The organism is Arenimonas sp. (genome assembly GCF_035721105.1).
Lineage (GTDB): Bacteria > Pseudomonadota > Gammaproteobacteria > Xanthomonadales > Xanthomonadaceae > Arenimonas.
Genome location: NZ_DASTNG010000039.1, coordinates 13,926 through 36,022, shown reverse-complemented (window position 1 = coordinate 36,022; position 22,097 = coordinate 13,926). Strand labels below are relative to the sequence as shown.

Annotated in this window: 22 protein-coding genes; 10 read left to right on the top strand and 12 right to left on the bottom strand. The window is 69.7% G+C overall.

Features of this window, described 5'->3' with window-relative positions; all coding sequences use genetic code 11:
• The gene (locus VFQ84_RS05070) at window positions 1–1,878 is read right to left on the bottom strand and encodes a M1 family metallopeptidase (RefSeq protein WP_325129864.1); all 1,878 of its coding nucleotides are present in this window, start codon (window positions 1,876–1,878) and stop codon (window positions 1–3) included.
• Between the two features lie 171 nt (window positions 1,879–2,049).
• Between VFQ84_RS05070 and VFQ84_RS05065 the strand changes: the two genes are divergently transcribed.
• Window positions 2,050–3,738, top strand: coding sequence for a GspE/PulE family protein (locus VFQ84_RS05065; protein ID WP_325129862.1), 1,689 nt, complete (start codon window positions 2,050–2,052; stop codon window positions 3,736–3,738).
• 84 nt (window positions 3,739–3,822) lie between these two features.
• Here VFQ84_RS05065 and ubiE read toward each other — a convergent pair whose 3' ends face one another.
• Window positions 3,823–4,581 carry a bifunctional demethylmenaquinone methyltransferase/2-methoxy-6-polyprenyl-1,4-benzoquinol methylase UbiE gene (gene ubiE / locus VFQ84_RS05060; RefSeq protein WP_325129860.1) on the bottom strand — a complete coding sequence of 253 codons (759 nt, stop codon included), beginning with the start codon at window positions 4,579–4,581 and terminating at the stop codon, window positions 3,823–3,825.
• Window positions 4,582–4,625: 44 nt separating this feature from the next.
• On the opposite strand from ubiE, the gene VFQ84_RS05055 reads away from it, so the two are divergent.
• The 6 genes from VFQ84_RS05055 to VFQ84_RS05030 all read left to right on the top strand — a co-directional run bounded on the left by VFQ84_RS05055 (window position 4,626) and on the right by VFQ84_RS05030 (window position 8,736).
• Complete coding sequence (locus tag VFQ84_RS05055) at window positions 4,626–4,979, top strand: arsenate reductase family protein (protein WP_325129858.1); 354 nt, start codon at window positions 4,626–4,628, stop codon at window positions 4,977–4,979.
• A gap of 196 nt (window positions 4,980–5,175) precedes the next feature.
• Window positions 5,176–5,715: an ATP-dependent protease subunit HslV gene (hslV, locus tag VFQ84_RS05050; RefSeq protein ID WP_325129856.1), complete on the top strand. Its 540-nt coding sequence runs from the start codon at window positions 5,176–5,178 to the stop codon at window positions 5,713–5,715.
• Complete coding sequence (hslU, locus tag VFQ84_RS05045; protein WP_325129853.1) at window positions 5,715–7,052, top strand: ATP-dependent protease ATPase subunit HslU; 1,338 nt, start codon at window positions 5,715–5,717, stop codon at window positions 7,050–7,052. Before hslV ends, hslU begins: the two co-directional genes overlap by 1 nt.
• 233 nt (window positions 7,053–7,285) lie before the next feature.
• Complete coding sequence (locus tag VFQ84_RS05040; RefSeq protein WP_325129851.1) at window positions 7,286–7,783, top strand: sigma-70 family RNA polymerase sigma factor; 498 nt, start codon at window positions 7,286–7,288, stop codon at window positions 7,781–7,783.
• A gap of 8 nt (window positions 7,784–7,791) precedes the next feature.
• Window positions 7,792–8,373, top strand: a complete 582-nt coding sequence (locus VFQ84_RS05035) for a hypothetical protein (RefSeq protein ID WP_325129849.1) — start codon at window positions 7,792–7,794, stop codon at window positions 8,371–8,373.
• A gap of 9 nt (window positions 8,374–8,382) precedes the next feature.
• A complete protein-coding gene (locus VFQ84_RS05030) occupies window positions 8,383–8,736 on the top strand; it encodes a DUF971 domain-containing protein (RefSeq protein WP_325129847.1) in 354 nt (117 codons plus the stop codon).
• A gap of 111 nt (window positions 8,737–8,847) precedes the next feature.
• On the opposite strand, the gene xerC is transcribed toward VFQ84_RS05030, so the two are convergent.
• Genes xerC through lptM form a run of 4 tightly spaced genes read right to left on the bottom strand, consistent with a single transcriptional unit; the run spans window position 8,848 to window position 11,449 of the window.
• Window positions 8,848–9,747: a tyrosine recombinase XerC gene (gene xerC / locus VFQ84_RS05025; RefSeq protein ID WP_325129845.1), complete on the bottom strand. Its 900-nt coding sequence runs from the start codon at window positions 9,745–9,747 to the stop codon at window positions 8,848–8,850.
• 4 nt (window positions 9,748–9,751) lie between these two features.
• Window positions 9,752–10,429 (bottom strand): DUF484 family protein, encoded by a 678-nt coding sequence (locus VFQ84_RS05020; protein ID WP_325129843.1) that lies wholly within the window; start codon window positions 10,427–10,429, stop codon window positions 9,752–9,754.
• 43 nt (window positions 10,430–10,472) lie between these two features.
• Window positions 10,473–11,324, bottom strand: coding sequence for a diaminopimelate epimerase (gene dapF / locus VFQ84_RS05015; protein ID WP_325129841.1), 852 nt, complete (start codon window positions 11,322–11,324; stop codon window positions 10,473–10,475).
• A complete protein-coding gene (gene lptM, locus VFQ84_RS05010; RefSeq protein ID WP_325129839.1) occupies window positions 11,321–11,449 on the bottom strand; it encodes an LPS translocon maturation chaperone LptM in 129 nt (42 codons plus the stop codon). The genes dapF and lptM overlap by 4 nt, the downstream gene beginning before the upstream one ends.
• A 45-nt stretch (window positions 11,450–11,494) precedes the next feature.
• Here lptM and VFQ84_RS05005 point away from each other — a divergent pair, with 45 nt between their 5' ends.
• A complete protein-coding gene (locus VFQ84_RS05005) occupies window positions 11,495–12,139 on the top strand; it encodes a hypothetical protein (protein ID WP_325129837.1) in 645 nt (214 codons plus the stop codon).
• Between the two features lie 342 nt (window positions 12,140–12,481).
• Here the strand turns inward: VFQ84_RS05005 and VFQ84_RS05000 are convergent, their stop codons facing one another.
• The 3 genes from VFQ84_RS05000 to rimI form a co-directional block, all read right to left on the bottom strand.
• Window positions 12,482–14,683, bottom strand: coding sequence for a S9 family peptidase (locus VFQ84_RS05000; protein WP_325129835.1), 2,202 nt, complete (start codon window positions 14,681–14,683; stop codon window positions 12,482–12,484).
• A 1-nt stretch (window position 14,684) separates the two neighbouring features.
• The gene (locus VFQ84_RS04995; RefSeq protein ID WP_414637001.1) at window positions 14,685–16,799 is read right to left on the bottom strand and encodes a prolyl oligopeptidase family serine peptidase; all 2,115 of its coding nucleotides are present in this window, start codon (window positions 16,797–16,799) and stop codon (window positions 14,685–14,687) included.
• A 119-nt stretch (window positions 16,800–16,918) separates the two neighbouring features.
• Entirely contained in the window at window positions 16,919–17,380 is a 462-nt protein-coding gene (rimI, locus tag VFQ84_RS04990) for a ribosomal protein S18-alanine N-acetyltransferase (protein ID WP_325129833.1), read from the bottom strand.
• A 66-nt stretch (window positions 17,381–17,446) separates the two neighbouring features.
• On the opposite strand from rimI, the gene VFQ84_RS04985 reads away from it, so the two are divergent.
• Window positions 17,447–18,946 carry a RimK family protein gene (locus VFQ84_RS04985; protein ID WP_325129831.1) on the top strand — a complete coding sequence of 500 codons (1,500 nt, stop codon included), beginning with the start codon at window positions 17,447–17,449 and terminating at the stop codon, window positions 18,944–18,946.
• A gap of 7 nt (window positions 18,947–18,953) precedes the next feature.
• Here VFQ84_RS04985 and VFQ84_RS04980 read toward each other — a convergent pair whose 3' ends face one another.
• On the bottom strand, window positions 18,954–19,307 hold the full coding sequence (locus VFQ84_RS04980; RefSeq protein WP_325129829.1) for a hypothetical protein: 354 nt from the start codon (window positions 19,305–19,307) through the stop codon (window positions 18,954–18,956).
• A 184-nt stretch (window positions 19,308–19,491) separates the two neighbouring features.
• On the opposite strand from VFQ84_RS04980, the gene VFQ84_RS04975 reads away from it, so the two are divergent.
• Window positions 19,492–20,058 carry a lipocalin family protein gene (locus VFQ84_RS04975; RefSeq protein ID WP_325129827.1) on the top strand — a complete coding sequence of 189 codons (567 nt, stop codon included), beginning with the start codon at window positions 19,492–19,494 and terminating at the stop codon, window positions 20,056–20,058.
• A 50-nt stretch (window positions 20,059–20,108) separates the two neighbouring features.
• Here VFQ84_RS04975 and VFQ84_RS04970 read toward each other — a convergent pair whose 3' ends face one another.
• Together VFQ84_RS04970 and VFQ84_RS04965 are read right to left on the bottom strand one after the other, a co-directional pair.
• The gene (locus VFQ84_RS04970) at window positions 20,109–21,086 is read right to left on the bottom strand and encodes a patatin-like phospholipase family protein (protein WP_325129824.1); all 978 of its coding nucleotides are present in this window, start codon (window positions 21,084–21,086) and stop codon (window positions 20,109–20,111) included.
• Window positions 21,076–22,044: a YafY family protein gene (locus tag VFQ84_RS04965; RefSeq protein ID WP_325129819.1), complete on the bottom strand. Its 969-nt coding sequence runs from the start codon at window positions 22,042–22,044 to the stop codon at window positions 21,076–21,078. The genes VFQ84_RS04970 and VFQ84_RS04965 overlap by 11 nt, the downstream gene beginning before the upstream one ends.
• Between the last annotated feature and the right edge of the window lie 53 nt (window positions 22,045–22,097).

Below are 22,097 nucleotides of genomic sequence, written 5' to 3'. Positions count from 1 at the left end.
TCAGTCGGCGGTGGCTTGTTCGGCGCGCGCCCGGGCCAGCAGCGCCTCGACCGACGCGCTGGTGATCGGGTGGTAGCCCGGCCGCGCCATCGCGAAGATCTGGGTCGCGAAGGCCAGGCCTTCGGCCGACTTGGCCAGCGCGTCGTAGGTCGGCATCACCAGCTTGCGGCGGCCGATCTTGCGCAGGAAAAGCGACATCGCCGGCCGCGCCTCGAAGTAGCCGCTGCGCACGCTCAGCGGGTACCAGCGCTGCGCGATCTCGCCGTTGCCGGTGCCGGTGAAGCGGAAGGCCTGGTCAAGCTCGACCATGCGCTCGGGATCAACCGTGGCCGGCAGGCCCTCGAGGAAGTGCACCCACTCCTGCGTGGTCCAGGCCGCGGTGTCGAGCTCGCGGGCGGTCTTGCGCTGCTCGAGCCAGGCGGTGCGGGCCGCGTCCACCGCATCGAAGCGCGGCGAGGCGGTCTGCGGCGCGAACGCCGGCACGCCGGGCTGGACCAGCCACTCCATCACCTCGGCCTCGGACACCACGCCCGGGCGCTTGGCCATCAGCTCGGCCTTGAGGAAGGCCAGGAACTGGTCGCTGTCGGCGCTCTGGAAGGCGTGCGCGTCGAACCAGGCGCGCAGGAAAGCGTCGAAGTCCTCGCGGCCGTAACGCTGCTCGAGGAACTGCAGGAACCACGCGCCCTTGTCGTAGGCCACCGCGCCCAGCGCGTCCTCGGGGTCGCTGCCGCCGCGCAGCGGCAGCATCAGCGCCTGGCGCTCGGGCGGCAGGTCCTTGAGCTGCTCGCGCAGGCCGTTGCGGCTGATCACGAACTCCATGTCGGCGCGCGGCTTGCCGTACAGCGCCTCGACGATGCGGTTCTCGACGTAGCTGGTGAAGCCCTCGTTGAGCCACATGTCCTTCCAGCTGGCGTTGGTGACCAGGTTGCCCGACCACGAATGCGCCAGCTCGTGCGCGATCAGCGACACCAGCGACTTGTCGCCGACGATGACCGTGGGCGTGATGAAGCTCAGGCGCGGGTTCTCCATGCCGCCGAACGGGAACGAGGGCGGCAGGATCAGCAGGTCGTAGCGCTCCCAGCGGTAGGGACCGTACAGCGACTCGGTGACCTGGATCATCTGCTCGGTGTCTTCGAACTCCTTCACCGCCTTGTCCACCGTCTGCGGCTCGGCCCAGACGCCGGCGCGCGCCGAAATCGGCTTGAACACCAGGTCACCGGCGGCGATCGCCATCAGGTAGGACGGGATGGGCTGCGGCATCGAGAAGCTGTAGTCACCGTCGCGCGCGGCCTGCGGGTCGTTGTCGGCGCTCATCAGCGCCATCACGTCGGCCGGGGTGCGGATGCGCGCGGTGTAGGTGAAGCGCACCGAGGGCGTGTCCTGCAGCGGCACCCAGCTGCGGGCGTGGATGGCCTGGGACTGGCTGAACATGAAGGGGAGCTTGCCGCCGGCGGTCATCGCCGGGCTCAGCCACTGCAGGCCCGAGGCTTCGGGCGAGGTGGCGTAGCGGATGCGCACCTGCTCGTACTGGCGCTGCAGGGTGATGGTGAGCTTGCTGCCGAATCGCTCGTCGCGCTCGGCCAGGACGAAGGGCACTTCGCGGAACTTGCGCTTGCCGTTGCGCGCCTCGACCGAGGCGATGGCCAGGTCGCGGGTGTCGAGCACCAGGTCGCGCTGGTCCTTTTCGATCCAGTCCAGGCCCAGGGTCGCGGTGCCGGCGAGCTGGCGCTTGTCGAAGTCGATCGACAGATCCAGCGCCAGGTCGCGGATGCGGACCTTGTCGGGCTGGGCGTAGGAATGCTCGTCGGTCCGGCGGTCCTGGCCGAAGGCCGGGGCGGATGCGATCAGGAGGGCGAGCAGGAAGCCTAGGCGGGACATGGTCATTTCCACTGACAGGACCCCCGGATTCTAGCGCAGGCGGGGCCGGCCGCCCGGATCCGGGGGTCGGGCCCCGGACCCGGCCCGGTCGGGGGGCCGGACCTGACTTGCCTCAAGTTCCCGGTCGGGTAATCCGGGGATACTTTGGGAAATCCTTTCCGGCAGCCTGGCATGGAACCCAACAACCACGCGCCCCGGGCGCCGCACCTGATCGCCGACGCCGCCACCCTGGCGGCCTACGTGAAGGACGTGGCCGCCGGCGGCCACTCCTGGCAGGCCCCGAACGGGCAGCTCGGCCTGGCGGCCTGGCTGGCCCTGGGCGACGACTGCACCGAGGCCGCCTACCAGTTGGCCAGCCGGCTGGGCCTGCCCCTGGTGCGGCTGGCCGACCTGCCGCCGGCCGCGGACGCCACCGCCCTGCTCCGCCCGGAGGTGGTGCGCCGCCTGCGCGCGGTGCCGCTGCGGCTGTTCGAGGGCATGGTGGCGATCGCGATGGAGGACCCGGGCAGCCCGGATTCGCTGGCCACGCTCGACTTCCTGTGCCGGCAGCGGGTGCTGCCGCTGGTGGCGACGGCGCGCGAGATCCGCGAGGGCATCGCCGAGCATTACGACAAGGTCGAGGACCGTGACGTCGCCCACCAGCTGGGCCTCGACCCGGGGGCGGCCGGCCACGAGACCTCGATCCAGGAAGCCGAGCGGCTTTCGCGCGAGAAGCCGGTGGTGCGCATCGTCCAGGGCCTGATCGGCGAAGCGGTCGCGCGCCGGGCCTCCGACATCCACCTGCGCCCGGGCGAGCACGGCACCGAGGTGCTCTACCGCATCGACGACGAGATGGTGCCGGTGCGGCGCCTGCTGCGCAGCCTGCATCCGGCCGTGACCAGTCGCGTGAAGGTGCTCGGTGCGATGAACCTGGCCGAGCACCGCAAGCCGCAGGACGGCCGCACCACCTTCACTCTCGACGACGGCCGCGAGGTCGACCTGCGCATCTCGGTGCTGCCGGCGGTGTACGGCGAATCGGTGGTGATCCGCCTGCTCGACACCAACGAAAGCCTGTGGGACCTGGAGCAGCTGGGCCTGAGCGCGGCCGACCGCCAGCGCATCGAGGACGTGATGGGTCGCAGCCACGGCATGTTCCTCACCACGGGGCCGACCGGCTGCGGCAAGTCCACCACGCTCTACGCGATGCTGCTGGAGCTGCGCAAGCAGCGCATCAACATCCTCACCATCGAGGACCCGGTCGAGTTCTACATCGACGAGATCCAGCAGATGCAGGTGAACCGCGCAGCGGGCTTCACCTTCGCCAGCGCGATGCGCAATTTCCTGCGCCACGATCCCGACGTGATCATGGTCGGCGAGATCCGCGACGAGGAAACCGCCGGCATCGCGGTGGAAAGCGCGCTCACCGGCCACCTGCTGCTGTCCACGCTGCACACCAATACCGCCGCGACCACGGTGACGCGCCTGCTGGACCTGGGCGTGGAGGCCTACCTGCTGCGCGCTTCGCTGCTGGCGGTGATGTCGCAGCGGCTGGTGCGGCTGACCTGCGCGCACTGCCGCGAGGTGGAGAAGGTGGACTGGCACATCCGCGGCGTCCTGGGCGTGGGCGAGGACGAGGTCTTCCACGTCGGCCGGGGCTGTTCGCACTGCGACGGCCTGGGCGTGTTCAAGCGGCGCGCGGTGTACGAGTTCATGGTGGTCACGCCGCGCATCCAGTCGCTGATCGTGCCCGGCGCCGAGGCCGACACCATCCACCGCACCGCGATCGAGGAAGGCATGGTGCCCATCACCCAAGCCGCCGTGCAGCTGGCCCGCGACGGCCTGATCTCCCTGTCCGAAGCCTGGCGCGTCCGCGCCGACTAACCTGAACAAGCGGTACCGGGTTCATTTTCTTTCTCGGTGAGACTGAGTCTCACCGAGAAAGAAAATGAACCCGGTACCGCTTGTTCAGAGTTTGTAGCCGGAGTGGATGGCGACGATGCCGGCGCTGAGGTTGCGGTAGTCGGTGCGCTCGAAGCCGGCGGCGGCCATCATGGCCTTGAGCTCGTCCTGCGGCGGGTGCTTGCGGATCGACTCGGCCAGGTACTGGTAGCTGTCGGCGTCGTTGGCGAACAGCTTGCCCAGGCGCGGCAGCACCTTGAAGGAATGGAAGTCGTAGACCGGGCGGAACCATTCCGGCTTGACCTGCGAGAACTCGAGCACCAGGGCGCGGCCGCCGACCTTCAGGACGCGGTGCATTTCCTTGAGCGCGTTGGCTTTCTCGGTGACGTTGCGCAGGCCGAAGGCGATCGTGACCAGGTCGAAGCTGGCGTCCGGGAACGGCAGCGCCTCGGCGTTGAGCTGCACGTACTCCAGGCCGCGCACCAGGCCGCGGTCGGTGAGGCGGTCGCGGCCGACGCCCAGCATCGCGGCGTTGATGTCGCCCAGCACCACCGAGCCGGTGTCGCCGACGCGCTCGTGCAGCAGGGCGGCGATGTCGCCGGTGCCGCCGGCGAGGTCGAGCACGCGGTCGCCGCGCTTCACGCCCGAGGTGCCGACGAAGTAGCGCTTCCACAGGCGGTGGATGCCCAGCGACATCAGGTCGTTCATCAGGTCGTACTGCTGCGCGACCGAGCTGAACACCTGGCCGACCAGCTTCTTCTTCTCGGCCACCGGCACGTCGCGGAAGCCGAAGTGGGTGGTGCCGCTCTCGGGGGTCTTTTCCATGGGCGGGATTATCGCACCGTCGGCGTCGTGCCATCATTCACGGCATGCAAACGCTTCGCTATTGGCACAACCCGCGCTGCAGCAAGTCCCGCGAGGGGCTGGCGCTGCTGGCGTCCCGGGGCGTCACGCCCGCCCTGGTGGCCTACCTGGACACGCCGCCCTCGCCCGCCGCGGTGCAGGCCCTGCTGGCCAAGCTGGGCGGGGATCCGCGCCGGCTGGTGCGGTTCAAGGAAGACGAGGCCGCGGCCCTGGGCCTGTCGGCGGATGATGAACGGCCGGCCGAAGCCTGGGCCACCCTGCTGGCCGCGCACCCGCGCCTGATCGAGCGCCCGGTGCTGGAATCCGCCACCCGCGCCGTCATCGGCCGACCCACCGAGGCCCTGCTGGCCCTGCTCTGAGCCGCCCTGGCCTGCGGCGGCCCTGGCTGCTGCGCTCCGGCCCGGGATGGCCGTGCGCCGGCGGACCTGTAGGAGCGCCTTCAGGCGCGAAGCTTTTCGGCGAGAAGATTCGCGCCTGAAGGCGCTCCTACCGAGGGGTGCGCTTGATCGGGGGCGGGGCCGGCCCCAGAAAAGGGGTTCACTGCCAGGAGCCCGCATGGACCCGAATGTTTTCCACGCCACCACCATCCTCTCCGTCCGCCGCGGCGATCGCGTCGTGGTGGCCGGCGATGGCCAGGTCACCCTCGGCCACACGGTGATGAAGTCCAACGCCCGCAAGGTCCGCCGGCTTGGCGAGGGCAAGGTGCTGGCGGGCTTCGCCGGCGCGGCGGCCGACGCCTTCACCCTTTTCGAGGTGTTCGAGGCCAAGCTGGGCCAGCACAACGGCCAGCTGCTGCGCGCGGCGGTCGAGATGGCCAAGGAATGGCGCACCGATCGCCGGCTCGGCAAGCTCGAGGCGCTGCTGGCGGTGGCCGACAAGGACAGCTCGCTGATCATCAGCGGCAACGGCGACGTCATCGAGCCCGAGGACGGGCTGGTGGCGATCGGCTCCGGCGGCCCTTACGCCCTCGCCGCCGCGCGCGCCCTGCTGCAGAACACCGACCTGGACGCCCGCGCCATCGCCGAGGCCTCGCTGAACGTGGCCGGCGACATCTGCATCTACACCAACCGCAATCTCGTGATCGAGGAACTGTGATGTCCGAACTGACCCCCCGCGAGATCGTCGGCGAGCTCGACCGTTACATCATCGGCCAGAACGACGCCAAGCGCGCCGTCGCCATCGCCCTGCGCAACCGCTGGCGCCGGATGCAGCTCGACCCGTCGATGCGCGACGAGGTGATGCCCAAGAACATCCTGATGATCGGCCCCACCGGCGTCGGCAAGACCGAGATCGCACGCCGCCTGGCGGCGCTGGCGAACGCGCCTTTCGTGAAGGTGGAAGCGACGCGCTTCACCGAGGTCGGCTACGTCGGCAAGGACGTCGAGCAGACCATCCGCGACCTCGCCGACGGCGCGGTGAAGATGTTCCGCGAGCAGGCCAAGCTGCGCGTGCGCACCCAGGCCGAGGAGCGCGCCGAGGACCGCATCCTCGACGCGCTGCTGCCCAAGCGAAAAGGCCCCGGCTTCGCCATCGAGGTCAGCGCCGACGGCGAGAACGAGACCCGCAACAAGCTGCGCCGCCAGCTGCGCGCCGGCGAACTGGACGATCGCGAGATCGAGCTCGAGCTCAGCCAGGCGCCGGGCGGCATGGACATCATGACGCCGCCGGGCATGGAGGAAATGGGCCAGCAGCTGCGCGCCATGTTCCAGAACCTGGGCGGCGGCAAGGCGCAGAAGCGCAGCCTGGCGGTGAAGGCGGCGCGGCCGCTGCTGGTCGAGGAAGAAGCCGGCAAGCTGGTCAACGAGGACGACATCCGGGTGCAGGCGATCGAGGCCTGCGAACAGAACGGCATCGTCTTCATCGACGAGATCGACAAGGTGGCCAAGCGCAAGGACGCCATCGGCGGCGGCGACGTCAGCCGCGAGGGCGTGCAGCGCGACCTGCTGCCGCTGGTGGAGGGCAGCACGGTGAGCACCAAGTACGGCGTGGTGCGCACCGACCACATCCTGTTCATCGCCTCGGGCGCCTTCCACCTGGCCAAGCCTTCGGACCTGATCCCGGAGCTGCAGGGCCGCTTCCCGATCCGGGTCGAGCTGGGCGCGCTGAGCCAGGGCGACTTCCGGCGCATCCTCACCGAGCCCCGCAACGCGCTGGTGCGGCAGTACATGGCCCTGATGGCCACCGAGGGCGTCAATATCGCCTTCGACGACGAGGCCATCGACCGGCTCGCGGAGATCGCCTTCCTGGTCAATGCCCGGCTGGAGAACATCGGCGCCCGGCGCCTGCACACGGTGCTGGAGAAACTGCTCGAGAAGCTCAGCTTCGAAGCCCCCGACAAGGGCGGCCTGTCGCTGCGGGTGGACCGCGCCATGGTCGATGCCCAGCTAGGCGACGCTGTCCAGGACCCCGATCTCAGCCGCTACATCCTCTAACCCACCCACCTGAACAAGCCGAACCGGGTTCCTTTTCTTTTTCCATGAGACTGCCCGGCTCGTCGGGGCAGTCTCATGGAAAAAGAAAAGGAACCCGGTTCGGCTTGTTCATTCTTTGTCAGGTTTTCGGGGCGGGGCGGGACTAAGGGTTTCGAGACCGGATGGAAACCGAGATGCCCACCGCTACCCTTGCCCCCAGCCCCCCGCGGGCCACGACCCGCCCGGAGCCGACGATGCCGCTTGCGACGCCCGCCATCGAAACCGTGCTGCAGGAACATGGGCCGATGCTGGCCCGCATCGCCGGCAGCTACGAATCCGAACCCGCCCGCCGCGACGACCTGCTCCAGGAGATCAGCCTGGCGGTCTGGCGCGCGCTGGCCAGCTGGCGCGGCGACGCCTCGCTGCGCACCTTCCTGGCCCGGGTCGCCCACAACCGCGCCATCGACCACCTGACCCGCGAGAAGCGCGCCCGCGGCGATGAACTGCACGACGAACACGCCGACCCCGACGCCAACCCCTTCCAGCACGCCCAGGCGCACCAGCGCCGCAAGGACCTGCTGGCGGCGGTGCGCGCACTGCCGCTGGGCCAGCGCCAGGTGGTGGTGCTGGCGCTGGAGGGCTTCTCGCAGCGCGAGATCGGCGAAGCCCTGAAGCTCGAGGAAAACACCGTGACGCAGCGGCTCAGCCGCGCGCGCCGCCAACTCAACGACTGGCTGGGAGAGGCCGCATGAGCGCGCCAATGAAAGACTGGGACGCCATGGCCTCGGACTGGCGCGGCCAGGCCGTGCCCACCATCGACGTCGAGGCGCTGCGGGCCGAGGCCGCGCAGCAGGGTCGGCGGCTGCGCCGCACGCTGGTGCTCGAGACCTCGTTCGCGGCGCTGGTGGTGGTGGCGATCGGCTGGATCGCGTTCCAGCCGACGGCCACGCCAATGGAAACCTGGCTGTTCGGCACCCTGGCCGCGCTGCTGGTGCCTTACCAGGCCTACATGGTCTGGCTGCGGCGCCGCGAATGGACCGAGGCGGGGCTGGACGTGGAAGCCCTGCTGGACGTGGAAACGCGCCGCTGCCAGACCACCCTGCACTACTGGCGGGTGGGCATGTGGGGCGCACTGGTGCTTTGGCTTGGCGTGTACGGCGTGCTGTGGCTGGGCATGCGGTCGCTGTGGCCGGAAGACCAGGTCGCCGGCCTGCTCGGCGGCGTCCTGGCCAATCTGGTGGTCATGCCGGTCATGGGCCTGTACGGCTTGCTGCGCTGCCGGCAGGCCCGGGCCCGGTGCCAGCGCCTGTCCGGCCTGCGCGAACAGCTGCGCGCGCCGTAACATGGCGCCATGAGCACCCCCCGCGCCACCGACCTGGTCCTGCACCGCGCCTCGCACGCGCTGGAAGTCGCCTTCGACGACGGCAGCCGCTTCCGCCTGCCCTGCGAGTACCTGCGGGTGGAATCGCCCAGCGCCGAGGTCCAGGGCCACGGCCCCGGGCAGAAGGTGCTGGTGGCCGGCAAGCGCGACGTCAACGTCAAGGCCATCGAGCCGATGGGGAACTACGGCGTGCTGCTGCGCTTCGACGACGGCCACGACACCGGCATCTTCAGCTGGAGCCTGCTGCACCAGCTGGGCCGCGAGCATGACGTACGCTGGGCGGCCTACCTGGCCGCGCTGGAAGCCGCCGCCCTGTCCCGCTGACTTTGTAGGAGCGCCTTCAGGCGCGAATCTTTTCGCCAAAAAGCTTCGCGCCTGAAGGCGCTCCTACAGGGGAGTCTCATCGAAGAAGAAAAGGAACCGGGTTCGGCTTGTTCAGGTCTTGCGGCGGGCGCGGGGGTGGGCGGCGTCGTAGACCTTGGCCAGGTGCTGGAAGTCGAGGTGGGTGTAGATCTGGGTCGTGGCGATGTCCGCATGGCCCAGCAGCTCCTGCACGCCGCGCAGGTCGCCGCTGGACTCGAGCACGTGGCTGGCGAAGCTGTGCCGCAGCAGATGCGGATGCACCCGTTTGAACAGGCCCTGCTGCAGGGCCAGCCGCCGCAGCCGCTGCTGCACCGTGCGCGGACTCACCGGCCCGCCGGTGCGGCCCGGGAACACCGGCGCGTCCAGCGCCGGGGCCGAGGCCTCGCGCCAGGCCTGCAGGGCGTCGCGGGCATGGCTGCCGACCGGCACCACGCGGCGCTTGCTGCCTTTGCCCAGCACCGTCACCAGGCCGTCGGCCAGGTCCAGCGCGTTCCAGCGCAGCCCGCAAAGTTCCGACAGGCGCAGGCCCGAGGAATAGAACAGCTCCAGCATCGCCCGGTCGCGCAGGCCGTCGGGCCCGTCGGCGGGCACTTCCACCAGGCGCGTCATCTCATCGGCGTCGAGCACCTGCGGCAGCTTGCGCGGTGCCTTCGGCGCGCGCAGGCCCAGCGCCGGGTTGAGTTCGGAGGTCTCGCTGCGGTTGAGGTGCCGGTAGAAGCTGCGCACCGCCGACAGCCGCCGCTGCAGGCTCTTGCCCGACAGCCCGCGCCGATGCGCGCCGGCGACATAGCTGCGAAGCGCCTCCTGGCGCAGCCGGCGCCAGTCGGTCAGGCCCTGCCCCGCCATCCACGTGGCCAGGTCGCCCAGGTCGCGGCGGTAGGCGTCGAGCGTATTCGCCGACAGCCGTCGCTCCACCGCGAGGTAGCCCAGGAAGGCCTCGATGCCCGGCTGCAGCGGCGCGTCGGCGCTCACGGCATCAGCCGGCGTCGTAGCGACCCAGCGCGGTGACCAGCGCTTCCGACATCAGGCGCAGGAACAGCGTGCCCATGCCCGGGAAGAAGCGGTTCGCATCGGAGCTGCCGACGCTGAGCATGCCCACGCCCGGAAGCGGCAGCAGCACGGCCGACGCGGCGCGCGCCTGGTCGTCGCCGTAGAGCAGCGCCAGCTTGTCCTGGTTGAGCCGGCCGCAGATCGGTTCGTTGCCGGCCATGAAGTCGCGGAACGGCGCCAGCGCCGGGTCGGCGTCGGCCACCACCTGCAGCCAGTCGGCCGACAGGCCGGCGACCGGCTTGAACAGCACCACGCGCACGATCTCGCCCTGGAAATCCTCGCCCAGCACCGCCACCATCGCCTTGAGCGTGTCGGCCGCGGAGCCGGCGCGCATCAGCGCCAGGCTCAGCTGGTGGGTGCGCACGGTCAGGCGCTCGTTTTCCTGGGCGTTGGCGTAGAGCTCGTTCAGGCGACGGGTGAGCTCGCGGTTCTTGTCGCGCAGCACGTCGAGCTGGTAGCTGGCCAGCGACGCGGCCGAACCTTCGTCCTTGGGCACCACCAGCGACAGCGCCAGGTCCGGGAACTGGCCCAGGAACTTCGGATGCCGGCGCAGGAAGGTCGCCACTTCGTGGGCGCTCAGGCGCTCGTTCTTCTCTTCGATCATCGGGGGCCTCTCGTGCGGCGGGTCGTTCCGGGCAATGCCGGCATTATGGCGTGGCGACGGCGAATTCGCCCTCGAACACGAAGGTGGCGGGTCCGGCCAGGGTGATCGGCGCATCGTCGGCCGGCCAGGTGATCGCCAGCGTGCCGCCCGGCAGCACCACCTGCACCGCGCGATCGACGCGGCCCTGGCGCACCAGCACCGCGACCGCCGCGCAGGCGCCGCTGCCGCAGGCCAGGGTTTCGCCGGCGCCGCGCTCGAACACCCGCAGGCGGATGCGATCGCGCGACAGCACCTGGGCGAAGCCGACGTTCACGCCCTCGGGGAACTCGGGCCGCGCCTGCAGCGCCGGGCCAAGCCGGTGCACCGGCGCCGCGTCGACGTCCTCGACCTCGAGCACGGCATGCGGGTTGCCCATCGAGGCAACGCCGAAGCGCAGCGGCTGGCCTTCGACGAGCAGCGTGTGCACCGGCAGATCGGCCGGGGCGTGGAACGGCACCCGCGCCGGCGCGAACACCGGCCGGCCCATGCCCAGCGAGTAAACGCCGTCGGGCAGGCATTCCACGTCGATGACGCCGGCGGGGCTGTCGACGCGAAAGCGCGGCCCGGTGGCGGCGCCGTCGCGCATCAGCCAGGCGGCGACACAGCGCGCCCCGTTGCCGCACTGCCCGGCGGCCGAGCCGTCGCCGTTCCAGATGCGGTAGCGGGCGACGCAGTCGTGGGCGTGGCTGTCCTCGATGGTCAGCAGCTGGTCGAAGCCGATGCCGAGATGGCGGTCGCCCAGGGTGCGCACCAGCGCGACGGGCGGCGCGGGCTGGCCGCCGCGCAGGTCGATGACGACGAAATCGTTGCCGGCGCCATGCATCTTCGAGAAGTGCAGCGGGCGGGACGCGTTCATGCCGCGGGCGCGTCGGCCTTGGCGGGCGGCGTGGCGTCCGAGGGCCGGACCAGGTCGCCCTTGGTGCCACAGGCGGCGACCAGGACGAGGCTCAACAGCAGCAGGGCGAGGCGAGGCGTCTTCATGGCGCGAGTATAGTCCGGGGCAGGTCCTGGCGCGTGGGGTGGACGATGTCGATTTCGGTCTGGCTTTGGCTGGTGGCGGCGGTGCTGTTGGTGGCGGGTCTGCTGGCGTGGCGCCGCGAGGCGCGCGGCGGCACGCGCTGGCTGCTGCGCGGCGTCGGCACCGTGCTGGTGCTGGTCGCGCTGGGCCTGGCCGGCCTCGGTGGCTTGCTGCGCCAGTACGCCTGGCTGTTCGAAGACGTGCCGGCGGCAAGCATCAGCCTGCGCCAGCTGGCGCCCCAGCGCTTCGAGGCCACGCTGGCCCTGGGCGACCAGCCGCCCCGGACCTTCGAACTGCTGGGCGACGAATGGCAGCTCGACGCCCGCGTGATCCGCTGGACCCTGCCCGGCCAGCTGGCCGGCCTGCGGCCGGTCTACCGCTTCGAGCGCCTGTCGGGCCGCTACGGCGACCCGAAGCAGGAACTGGCGGCCGCCCGCAGCGTCCACGACCTGCGCGGCGACTGGGACTTCTGGGAATTCCGCCAGCGCTGGCTGGCCACCCTTCCCCTCGCCGACGCCCGCTGGGGCAGCGCTGCCTACCTGCCCATGCTTGATGGCGCGACGTACCAGGTCTACATCAGTCCCCGCGGCGGCCTGGTTGCCAAGCCTGCTGATGCCGCTACCGAGGCTCTGCTGGATCAGGCGGGGTGGTAGGGAGGGCTAACGCAAACGCGGTTACGCGGATCAGAGCGGAAACCACGGATAAGAGCGGATAAAGCGATTGGAATGGAGAAGCGCTCTTGGCCACGGACTAGAAAAGGGGTCAGAGTGAATATTTGTTTCAAACGAATATTCACTCTGACCCCTTTTTTGAACACCGATTGAGAGCTTCTTTGCTATATCCGTGTTCATCCGTGTTCATCCGTGGCAAAAACGCTCTTCCCCACTGGGGCCACGTCAAAGAAAAGGGGCTCCCCGCTACCGGGAAGCCCCTCCAATTCAAATCGCTTTATCCGCTCTTATCCGTGGTTTCCGCTCTGATCCGCGTTCAAATACTTATTGCTGGACAAGGCCAAGCTGGTCCAGCACGAACGCATATTCCTCGGCACGTTCGCGGTAGCGCTGGAAGCGGCCGGACTTGCCGCCGTGGCCGGCTTCCATGTTGGTGCGGAACAGCAGCGGGTTGCCGTCGGTCTTCTTCGCGCGCAGGCGGGCGACCCACTTGGCGGGCTCGAAGTACTGCACCTGCGAGTCCCACAGGCCGGTGGTGACCAGCATCGCCGGGTAGTCCTTGGCCTCGACCTGGTCGTAGGGCGAGTACGACAGCATGTAGTCGTAGTACACCGGGTCCTTCGGATTGCCCCACTCGTCGAACTCGTTGGTGGTCAGCGGGATCGACTCGTCCAGCATGGTCGTCACCACGTCCACGAACGGCACGTGCGCGACCATCACCTTGTACTTGTCCGGCGCCAGGTTGGCCACCGCACCCATCAGCAGGCCGCCGGCGCTGCCGCCCATCGCCGCCACGCGGTCCGGCGCGGCATAGCCTTCCTTGACCAGGAAATCGGTGACGTCGATGAAGTCGGTGAAGGTGTTGATCTTGTTCAGCAGCTTGCCGTCCTCGTACCACTGGCGGCCCATTTCCTGGCCACCGCGGATGTGCGCCACCGCGTACACCGCGCCGCGGTCCACCAGGCTCAGCACGTTCGGGTTGAAGCCCGGGTCCGAGCTGCTGCCGTAGGAGCCGTAGGAGTACTGGTACAGCGCGGCCTGGCCGTTCTTCTCGAAGCCCTTGCGGTAGAGCACCGACACCGGCACCTGCGTACCGTCACGCGCCGTCGCCCACAGGCGCTCGGTGACGTAGTTGGCCTTGTCGAAGCCGCCCAGCACGGGCTGCTCCTTGAGCAGCTTGCGCTCGCCGGTGCGCACGTTCACCTCGTAGGTGCTGGCCGGGGTGGTCAGCGAGGTGTAGGTGTAGCGCAGCCAGTCGGTCTCGGGCTCGGCATTGACCGACACGCCCATCGAATAGGCGCTTTCCTCGGCCTGCACGAACTCCTGCTTGCCGTCGTCGTGGCGGATGCGCACACGCTGCAGGCCACCCGAGCGCTCGCTGATTGCCATGAAGTCCTTGAACAGGGTGACGCCGGAGATCAGCACGTCCGGGGAATGCGGCACCAGCTCCTGCCACTGCCCGCGATCGCCCCAGGGCTGGCCATCGGCCAGGGTCATGATGCGGAAGTTGGTGGCGTCCCAGTTGGTGTGGATCACCCAGCGGCCGTTGAGGTGGTCGGCGTTGTATTCGAAGTCACGCTGGCGCGGGGCCAGCACCTCGAACTCACCCGGCGAATCGGCCTCGGTGCAGCGCATCTCGGAGGACACGGTGCTGCTGACGCTGATGCACAGGTAGTCGTCCGAGCGCGTGCGGCCGATGCCCATGTAGAAGGTGTCGTCGGCTTCCTCGTAGACCAGCGCCGCCTTGGCCGGGTCCTGGCCCAGCACGTGTGCCTTGACGCGCTTGGTGAGCAGGGTGGTCGGGTCGTTCTCGACGTAGTACAGGGTGCGGCTGTCGTCGCCCCACATCAGGTTGGCCGAGACGCCGGTGATGACGTCCGGCAGCAGCTCGCCGGTGGCCAGGTCCTTGATGCGCACGGTGTACTGGCGGCGGCCGTTGGTGTCCTCGGCGTAGGCGACCAGGCGGTCGTCCGGGCTGATTTCATAGGTGCCGACCTGGTAGTAGGACTTGCCGGCGGCCAGCTCGTTGACCTCGAACAGCACCTGCTCCTCGGCGTCCATGCTGCCCTTGCGACGGGCGTACACCGGGTATTCCTTGCCGGTCTCGAAGCGCGTGTAGTACCAGTAGCCGTCCTCGAAATAAGGCACCGAAGAGTCGTCCTGCTTCACGCGACCGACCAGCTCGTTGTAGAGCGTTTCCTCGAGCGCCTCGAGCGGCTGCAGCACCGTGTCGGTGTAGGCGTTCTCGGCGTTGAGGTAGGCCAGCATCTCCGGGTTCTCGCGGGTGTCGTCGCGGAGCCAGTAGTACTCGTCGTTGCGGGCGGCACCGTGCGGCGCCTTCACTTCGTAGGGCTTGGTGGCGGCGACGGGCGCGGCCGGCAGCGCGGCCAGGGCGCTGGGGGAGCGCGCGGCGGCGGACGTGGTCGCGGCGGTGGCGGCAGCGTCGGGCTCGGCCGGCGGCGAATAGCAGCCGGCCAGGGCGACGGCGAGAAGGCTCGCGGCGAAAGGCAGCAGGCGGGTCGTCATGTCAGTTGTCCTTGAACAGCTTCTGCTTGAGGAAGGTGTAGGCCAGCGCGCCCATGTAGGCCGACTGGGCGTTGTTGGCGGCGCCACCGTGGCCACCCTCGATGTTCTCGTAGTAAGTCACGTCGTGGCCCTGCGCTTCCATGCGCGCCATCATCTTGCGGGCGTGGCCCGGATGGACGCGGTCGTCGCGGGTGGACGTGGTGAACAGCACCGGCGGGTAGTCGACGTCCTTGCCGACGTTCTGGTACGGCGAGTACTTGCGCAGGAAGGCCCACTCCTCCGGCTTGTCCGGGTCGCCGTATTCGGCCATCCAGGACGCACCGGCCAGCAGCTTGTGGTAGCGCTGCATGTCCAGCAGCGGCACCTGGCAGACCACGGCGCCGAACAGCTGCGGGTACATCACGGTCATGTTGCCCATCAGCAGGCCGCCGTTGCTGCCGCCCTGGATGCCCAGGCGCGAGGGCTGGGTCACCTTGCGGGCGATCAGGTCCTCGGCGACCGCGGCGAAGTCCTCGTAGGCCTTGTTGCGGTTGGCCTTGAGCGCGGCCTGGTGCCAGCGCGGGCCGTACTCGCCGCCGCCGCGGATGTTGGCGACCACGTACACGCCGCCATCGGCCAGCCAGGCGCGGCCGACGTTGGCGGAGTAGCCCGGGGTCAGCGAGACCTCGAAGCCGCCGTAGCCGTAGAGCAGGGTCGGGTTGTCGCCGTCGAGCACCAGGTCCTTGCGCGAGACCATGAAGTACGGAACCTTGGTGCCGTCCTTGCTGGTGGCGAAGTGCTGCTTGATCTCATGCTGGCTGGCGTCGAAGAAGGCCGGCAGCTGCTTCAGGGTTTCCGGCGCCTGGCCGATCGTGCCCATCAGCAGCGAGGTCGGGGTCAGGTAGTCGGTGACGGTCATGAAGTAGTCGTTGGACGCTTCCGAATCGACCGCGCTGATGCCCACGGTGCCGAAGGCCGGCGCACCCGCCAGCGGCTCGCGGGTCCAGCCGTCCTTGCCCGGAGTCAGCACGTAGATGCGGTTCTTGACGTCCTCGAGCACGTTCAGGACCACGTGGTCCTTGGTGACGGTGCTGCTGGCCAGCGAGGTGTTGTCGGTGGGCGCGAACAGCACGTCGAAGTCGCGGTCGCCCTTGAGGAAGTCGTCGAGGCGGATCGCCAGCAGCGCGCCGGCGGGATGCGACTCGCCGCCGACGGTCCAGGGCTGGCGCAGTTCGACCGACAGCCACTCGCGGAACGCACTCTTCTGGGCGCCATCGGGCAGGTCGAGCTTGGTGAGGCCGCCGTCCTTGCCGCGCAGGTAGAGCTCGTTGGTGTAGAAGGTCAGGCCGCGGTAGACGAAGTCGCGCTCGAAGCCGGGCGTGTCGTCGCGGTAGGCGCCGACCGAGATGTCGCTGTCCTGGCCTTCGAACACCACCTTGGCGTCGGCCATCGGCGTGCCACGCTTCCACTCCTTGGCGATGCGCGGGTAGCCCGAGCTGGTCATCGAGCCGGGGCCGAAGTCGGTGCCGACGTAGACCGTGTCGATGTCGATCCAGCCCATCTGGCCCTTGGCCTCGGGGCGCGAGAAGCCGCCCTCGACGAAGGCCTTGTCGGAGACGTCGAACTCACGGGTCACGTCGGCGTCGGCACCGCCGCGGGACAGCGAGACCAGGCAGCGGTCGTACTCGGGGCGCAGGCAGCTGGCGCCGCCCCAGACCCAGTTCACGCCCTCGGCCTTGCCGAGCGCGTCGATGTCGAGCAGGACTTCCCACTTCGGGGCGTCCTTGCGGTACTCGGCCAGGGTGGTGCGGCGCCACACGCCCTGCGGATTGTTCTTGTCGCGCCAGAAGTTGTAGTAGTACTCGCCCATCTTGCCCACGTACGGAATGCGGGCGTCGGAGTCCAGGATCTCCAGCAGGCTGGCGCGCAGCGCCTCGAAGCCGGGGTCGCCGGCCAGCTGCTTCTCGGACACGGCGTTGCGGGCGCGGACCCAGTCCAGCGCCTGCTGGCCTTCGACGTCTTCAAGCCAGAGGTAGGGATCGTCGGGCGTGGTCTGCATGGTCGGGCCCTGGCCCAAGGCCGGCAGCGAAAGGGAGAGCGCGCCGGCGGTGAGCCAGGCGAGAGTGGTCAGGCGCATTGGGTGGTTCCCCGGATGTGGTGCAAGCCCCGGACGCTACCACGCCCCCTCGTTAACCCGCCGTAGGCACAAAGTCATGGTCCTGCCGGCGCCAATCCACCGGCGGGCGGTCGGCCGCGTCAGGCCCCAAGCCCTAGCGGCTTGGTGTAGCGCCAGCCGTCGGCGCCGTCCTCGTAGTAGTCCGGCAGGCGGGCGACGGGGTCATAGCCGGCACGCCGGTACAGGGCGTTGGCGGCGGCGTTGTCCTGGCGGACTTCGAGGGTGAGGCCGGTGCAGCCGGCGGCGGCGGCGTCGCGCTCGGCGGCCTGCAGCAGCCGGCGGCCGAGCCCGCGGCCGCGGGCGGCGGGATCGACGACCAGGGAGTAGAGCCGACCCCGGGCGCTGCCGCGGCGCAGCAACACCAGGCCGTAGCCGAGCACGCGCCCGTCTTCCTCCGCGACCTGCCAGCGCGCCCGCGGGCTGGCCAGGTGGTGCCGGAACTGGCGCGCCGACAGGCGGTCGCCGGGGAACATGGCTTCCAGCGCCAGCAGGGCCGGCAGGTCGGTCGCGCGGGCGGGTCTGAGGCGAAGGGCGGGCGGCATCGGCGCAGTCTATCCAAGGTTCGCGGGAAGGCTCACACTCGCGCCACCCCCCGCCACGCCCCTGCCATGAGCCGCCTCGTCATCGTCGTCGAAAAGCCCTCCGACTGGGGCTCTTACTACCCTTCCGACAACGTGGTGGCCGCCGCCGACTACCTGCGCGGCGATGTCGGCGCCGAGGGCGAGCGCACGCAGGTGATCAACCTGTGCCGCAGCCACAAGTACATGGGCACCGGCTACTACGTGTCGCTGCTGGCCGAGGCGCGCGGGCACAAGGTGATCCCCAGCGTGCGTACGATCAACGACCTGCGGCGGCGTTCGCTGTACGGCATCGACATCGAGGACCTGAACACGCAGCTGGGCAAGTTCCTGCCCGAGGGCTCGCGCGACGCCAGCGACTTCGGGCTGCTGGTGTATTTCGGGCGCACCAACTACGCACCGCTGGAGGACCTGGCCCAGCAGGTGTTCGAAACCTTCCCCTGCCCCGTGCTGCGGATCGAGTTCGAGCGCCAGCGGGTGTGGCAGATCGCTTCGATCAAGCCGGCGGGGCTGCACACGCTGTCGGACGACCAGGAGGACGCGTTCGCCAACGCGCTCGACGCCTTCAGCCGCAAGCTGTGGCGCAAGCCGCGGGCGCGCCGCAAGTACCGCTACGACCTGGCGATGCTGCAGGACCCGGCCGAGGTGATGCCGCCGTCGAACAAGAAGGCGCTCAAGCAGTTCATCGAGGCGGGCAAGGAGCTCGACATCGAGGTCGACCCCATCGGCAAGCGCGACTTCGCGCGGCTGGCGGAGTACGACGCGCTGTTCATCCGTGAAACCACGGCCATCGACAACCACACCTATCGCTTCGCGCACCGCGCCGACCGCGAGGACATGGTGGTGATGGACGACCCGGTGTCGATCCTGCGTTGCACCAACAAGATCTACCTGCATGACCGGTTGCGCAGCAAGAAGCTGCCCACGCCCCGCACCGAGATCGTGTTCCGCGACGACGCCCGAAAACTGTCGGCGCTGCCCGACCTGCTGGGGCTGCCGATCGTGCTCAAGATCCCGGATGGCTCGTTCTCCCGGGGCATCCACCGGGTGGAAACGGTGGAGCAGCTGCGCACGGTCGCCGACCAGCTGTTCCAGCAGACGGCGCTGCTGCTGGCGCAGGAGTACGTGTACACCGAGTACGACTGGCGCATCGGCGTGCTGGACGGCGAGCCGCTGTACGCCTGCCAGTACTTCATGTCGCGCGGTCACTGGCAGATCTACGACCACGCGCCCAAGCCCGGCGCGGCCAAGGGCACGGTGCGCTCGGGCGGCTTCAGGACCTTGCCGATCCGCGAGGCGCCGTCGGAGGTGGTGCGGCTGGCCACGCGCGCCAGCAATGCCATCGGCAACGGGCTCTACGGCGTCGACCTGAAGGTGGTGAAGGACCGCACGGTGGTGATCGAGGTCAACGACAACCCGAGCATCGACGCCGGGGTCGAAGACGCCTACCTGGGCGAGGACCTGTACCGGCGGATCATGGCCGAGTTCCTGCGCCGCCTGGAGCGCAAGCGGCTGGGCGTGCGCGACTAGCCGGCGCTCAGCCGCGCGCGGCGGGCGTGCCCGGCCGCGCCAGACGGCGCGAAAACTGCGTTTGCCCGCGCTTCGGGCTGCGTTTCGGCATCGCGCCAAAACGCGGGCGGCGGCGTGGCGTGGCGCGGACGAGGCGCGCACGCCACGCCGTCGCCAGCCAACGGCGATGGAGCGTGACCAGGGAGGCGACGGGCGCCGCGAGCAGCCAGAACGAGAGCGCGGCCGGCAGCTGGCCGGGGCCGCGCACCAGCGCCAGCACGAGGACCGCCAGCACGCCCAGCACCAGCCACTGCCACAGCAGGCGGGCCAGGACCGGCGGCACGGGGTCGGGGCGAGGGGTCTGGGACGGCAGTCGGGGCATGGGAGCGGTCTCCGGTGGGCGTGGGAGCAGCCTGGCGCAGGGGTGTCTCATGGGGCGAGAACGGGCGCGCCCGCCGGTCGGCGCCGGCGGGCGACGGACAGGCGCCAACGATCGGCCCGCCGGATTGACGCGGGCTTCAGGCGGCGGGGCGCAGGGTGGAGGTACATCCCACCGGAGCCCCGCCATGCGCCGCGCCGCCCTGATCCTGCTCCTGCCCGGCCTGCTGTTGCTGGCCGCCTGCGCCAGTACCGGAGGAACCGCCATGCCCCCGCTGACCACCACCGCCACCGTCGACCTGGACCGCTACATGGGCCGCTGGTGGGTGATCGCCAACATCCCCTACTTCGCCGAGAAGGGGAAAGTGGCGACCGCCGACATCTACGACCTGCGCCCCGACGGCCGCATCGGCAACGTCTACGCCTACCGCAATGCCTTCGACAAACCCGAGAAGACCATGAACGGCGTCGCCACCGTGGTGCCCGGCAGCAACAACGCGCAGTGGGAGATCGCCTTCTTCGGCGGGCTGGTGAAGGCGGACTACCTGATCCTGGAGGTGGCGCCGGACTACTCCTGGGCGCTCATCGGCCACCCCAAGCGCAACATGGCCTGGATCTTCGCCCGCGACCAGGCGATGGATGACGCCCAATACCAGCAGCTTCGCGCGAAGTTCAGCGCCTACGGCTACGACCCCACCCAGCTGCAGCGCGTGCCCCAGTTCCCCGACCAGCTAGGCCAGCCCGGGTTCCAGTAAATCAAATGAACCTGGTTCATTTGATTTGAACCAGCGGTGTCGGGTGTGGGTTAGAGGCCGGCGGCGTCGAGGGCTCGGTCGGCGGCTTCGCGGCCTTTTTCGACGAGTTCGGTGGCGCGCCAGAATTCGTAGAAGGTGGCGGTTTCGCGGGAGATCTGGATCAACAGGTCGGGCGGGTCCTGGGCCAGCTGCACCCGCGACATGTGTGCCTGCATGGTGTCGAGCGAGCGCGACATCAGGTCCATGACGCCGCGGCTCTTCTCGGGCTTGGCGTCGCCGTTGCCATTGCCGTTGCCCGACCGGGCCAGGCCTTCCCAGATCGAGGCCATGCGCTCGCGCAGCGTCGCCGGGCCGTCGGGATCGGGCTCGGCGCCCTCGTCCTCGTCGCCGTGGCCGGCCTCGAGCTCCTCGTGCCGCGGCTCGAGGCCGGGGTTGGCCCAGCTCACCGGGCCGTTCACGTCCACCGCGATCACGCGGTCGGCATGCATGGCGCGGGTGGCGGCGATCGGCACCGGCGACAGCAGGCCGCCGTCCACCAGCTCGCGGCCGTCGAACACGTGCGGGGTGAACACCATCGGGATCGCGATGGAGGCCCGGATGGCGTCGAACAGCTTGCCGCGCGTCAGCCACACCTCGCGCTGCCGTACCAGGTCGGTGGCGACCGCGACATAGGGAATCGGCAGCGCTTCGATCAGGTGCTCGCCGACCAGCTCGCGCAGCGCGCCGATCACCCGGTCGCCGCGGATCAGGCCCGGGTAGCCGAAGGCGAAGTCGAGCAGCCGCAGCACGTCGCCGCGCTGCAGGCCGCGCGCCCATTCGCTGTATTCGTCCAGGCGGCCGGCCGCGTAGATGCCGCCCACCAGCGAGCCCATCGACGAGCCCGCGATGCCGGCGATCGAATAGCCGCGGGCCTCGAGCGCCTGGATCACGCCGACGTGGGCGATGCCGCGGGCGCCGCCGGCGCCCAGCACCAGCGCGACCCGCTTGCCCGGCGCCGCCGCGCGCCCCGCGACGACCTCAACGCTCATAGGACGACAGCGCCAGCTGCAGCAAGGTGCGCGCCTGCTGGCGCAGCGACTCGGGCGCCGTCACCTCGGCGTCGGCGCCGTAGCGCAGCACGTCCATCAGCAGCTCCTTGGCGTTGCTGTAGGGCAGGCGCAGCTCGTAGCGGCCGTCGGGCAGGAAGCGACCCTCCTGCTTCGAATGCCAGTGCTCGTCCGCGACCCAGCGCGCCGCCTTGGCCGAGAACACGATGGTGGCGATGCCCTTGGGCGTACCCGAGAAGATGCCGTAGCTCGAGGCCAGGTGCTGGTTGAGCTCGGCGTCGGGCAGGTCGCGGGCGGTGCCGTCGAGCAGCTTGGCGTGCTGGATGCGGTCGACCGAGAAGCTGCGCAGGCCCTCGCGGTCTTCGTCCCAGGCGTCGAGGTACCAGTTGTCCTTGTAGTGGGTCAGCCGCTGCGGCGACACCTTGCGATGGGTGCGCTCGTTGGTCGAGCGCGCCAGGTAGTCGAAGGCCAGCGGCCGGCGCTCGAGCACCGCGGTGGCCACCAGCCGGAACGCCAGCTCGTCGCGCCGGCGCACGCCGCTGGCGATCACGCGCACGCGCTCGACCGGCCAGCGCTGGCCACCGGCCTGCTGGGCCAGCAGCGATTCGATGCGCCCCTTGAGCGGTGCCAGCGCGCTGGAAAGCACGCCCTGCCCGGTGCGGTCGAGCAGCTGGTGCGCGGCCAGCAGCGCGTGCAGCTCGTCGGAGTTGAGCCACAGCCCCGGCAGCTCGAAGCGCTCGGCTTCCTTCTGGTCGTAGCGGATGCTGCCTTCGCCCTCGCTTTCGATCGGCGCGCCCAGGGCGTCGCGCAGGAAGGCGATGTCGCGGTAGAGCGTGGCGCGCGAACAGGCCAGCTCCTCCATCAGTCCCTTGATCGGCACCGGGTAGCGTGCGGTCTTGAGGCTGCGGTGCAGGGCCAGGATGCGCTCGTAGCGGTCCATCGATGATTTCCAGTCGTTCGCGGGTGTGCCTAGAATGGCACCGGCGCATCCTG

Excerpts from the sequence above, each read along its gene's own strand:
- VFQ84_RS05070 (WP_325129864.1), bottom strand. The coding sequence starts at position 1,878 with ATGTCCCGCCTAGGCTTCCTGCTCGCCCTCCTGATCGCATCCGCCCCG.
- VFQ84_RS05065 (WP_325129862.1), top strand. The coding sequence starts at position 2,050 with ATGGAACCCAACAACCACGCGCCCCGGGCGCCGCACCTGATCGCCGAC.
- ubiE (WP_325129860.1), bottom strand. The coding sequence starts at position 4,581 with ATGGAAAAGACCCCCGAGAGCGGCACCACCCACTTCGGCTTCCGCGAC.
- VFQ84_RS05055 (WP_325129858.1), top strand. The coding sequence starts at position 4,626 with ATGCAAACGCTTCGCTATTGGCACAACCCGCGCTGCAGCAAGTCCCGC.
- hslV (WP_325129856.1), top strand. The coding sequence starts at position 5,176 with ATGGACCCGAATGTTTTCCACGCCACCACCATCCTCTCCGTCCGCCGC.
- hslU (WP_325129853.1), top strand. The coding sequence starts at position 5,715 with ATGTCCGAACTGACCCCCCGCGAGATCGTCGGCGAGCTCGACCGTTAC.
- VFQ84_RS05040 (WP_325129851.1), top strand. The coding sequence starts at position 7,286 with ATGCCGCTTGCGACGCCCGCCATCGAAACCGTGCTGCAGGAACATGGG.
- VFQ84_RS05035 (WP_325129849.1), top strand. The coding sequence starts at position 7,792 with ATGAAAGACTGGGACGCCATGGCCTCGGACTGGCGCGGCCAGGCCGTG.
- VFQ84_RS05030 (WP_325129847.1), top strand. The coding sequence starts at position 8,383 with ATGAGCACCCCCCGCGCCACCGACCTGGTCCTGCACCGCGCCTCGCAC.
- VFQ84_RS05020 (WP_325129843.1), bottom strand. The coding sequence starts at position 10,429 with ATGATCGAAGAGAAGAACGAGCGCCTGAGCGCCCACGAAGTGGCGACC.
- dapF (WP_325129841.1), bottom strand. The coding sequence starts at position 11,324 with ATGAACGCGTCCCGCCCGCTGCACTTCTCGAAGATGCATGGCGCCGGC.
- lptM (WP_325129839.1), bottom strand. The coding sequence starts at position 11,449 with ATGAAGACGCCTCGCCTCGCCCTGCTGCTGTTGAGCCTCGTCCTGGTC.
- VFQ84_RS05005 (WP_325129837.1), top strand. The coding sequence starts at position 11,495 with ATGTCGATTTCGGTCTGGCTTTGGCTGGTGGCGGCGGTGCTGTTGGTG.
- VFQ84_RS05000 (WP_325129835.1), bottom strand. The coding sequence starts at position 14,683 with ATGACGACCCGCCTGCTGCCTTTCGCCGCGAGCCTTCTCGCCGTCGCC.
- VFQ84_RS04995 (WP_414637001.1), bottom strand. The coding sequence starts at position 16,799 with ATGCGCCTGACCACTCTCGCCTGGCTCACCGCCGGCGCGCTCTCCCTT.
- rimI (WP_325129833.1), bottom strand. The coding sequence starts at position 17,380 with ATGCCGCCCGCCCTTCGCCTCAGACCCGCCCGCGCGACCGACCTGCCG.
- VFQ84_RS04985 (WP_325129831.1), top strand. The coding sequence starts at position 17,447 with ATGAGCCGCCTCGTCATCGTCGTCGAAAAGCCCTCCGACTGGGGCTCT.
- VFQ84_RS04980 (WP_325129829.1), bottom strand. The coding sequence starts at position 19,307 with ATGCCCCGACTGCCGTCCCAGACCCCTCGCCCCGACCCCGTGCCGCCG.
- VFQ84_RS04975 (WP_325129827.1), top strand. The coding sequence starts at position 19,492 with ATGCGCCGCGCCGCCCTGATCCTGCTCCTGCCCGGCCTGCTGTTGCTG.
- VFQ84_RS04970 (WP_325129824.1), bottom strand. The coding sequence starts at position 21,086 with ATGAGCGTTGAGGTCGTCGCGGGGCGCGCGGCGGCGCCGGGCAAGCGG.
- VFQ84_RS04965 (WP_325129819.1), bottom strand. The coding sequence starts at position 22,044 with ATGGACCGCTACGAGCGCATCCTGGCCCTGCACCGCAGCCTCAAGACC.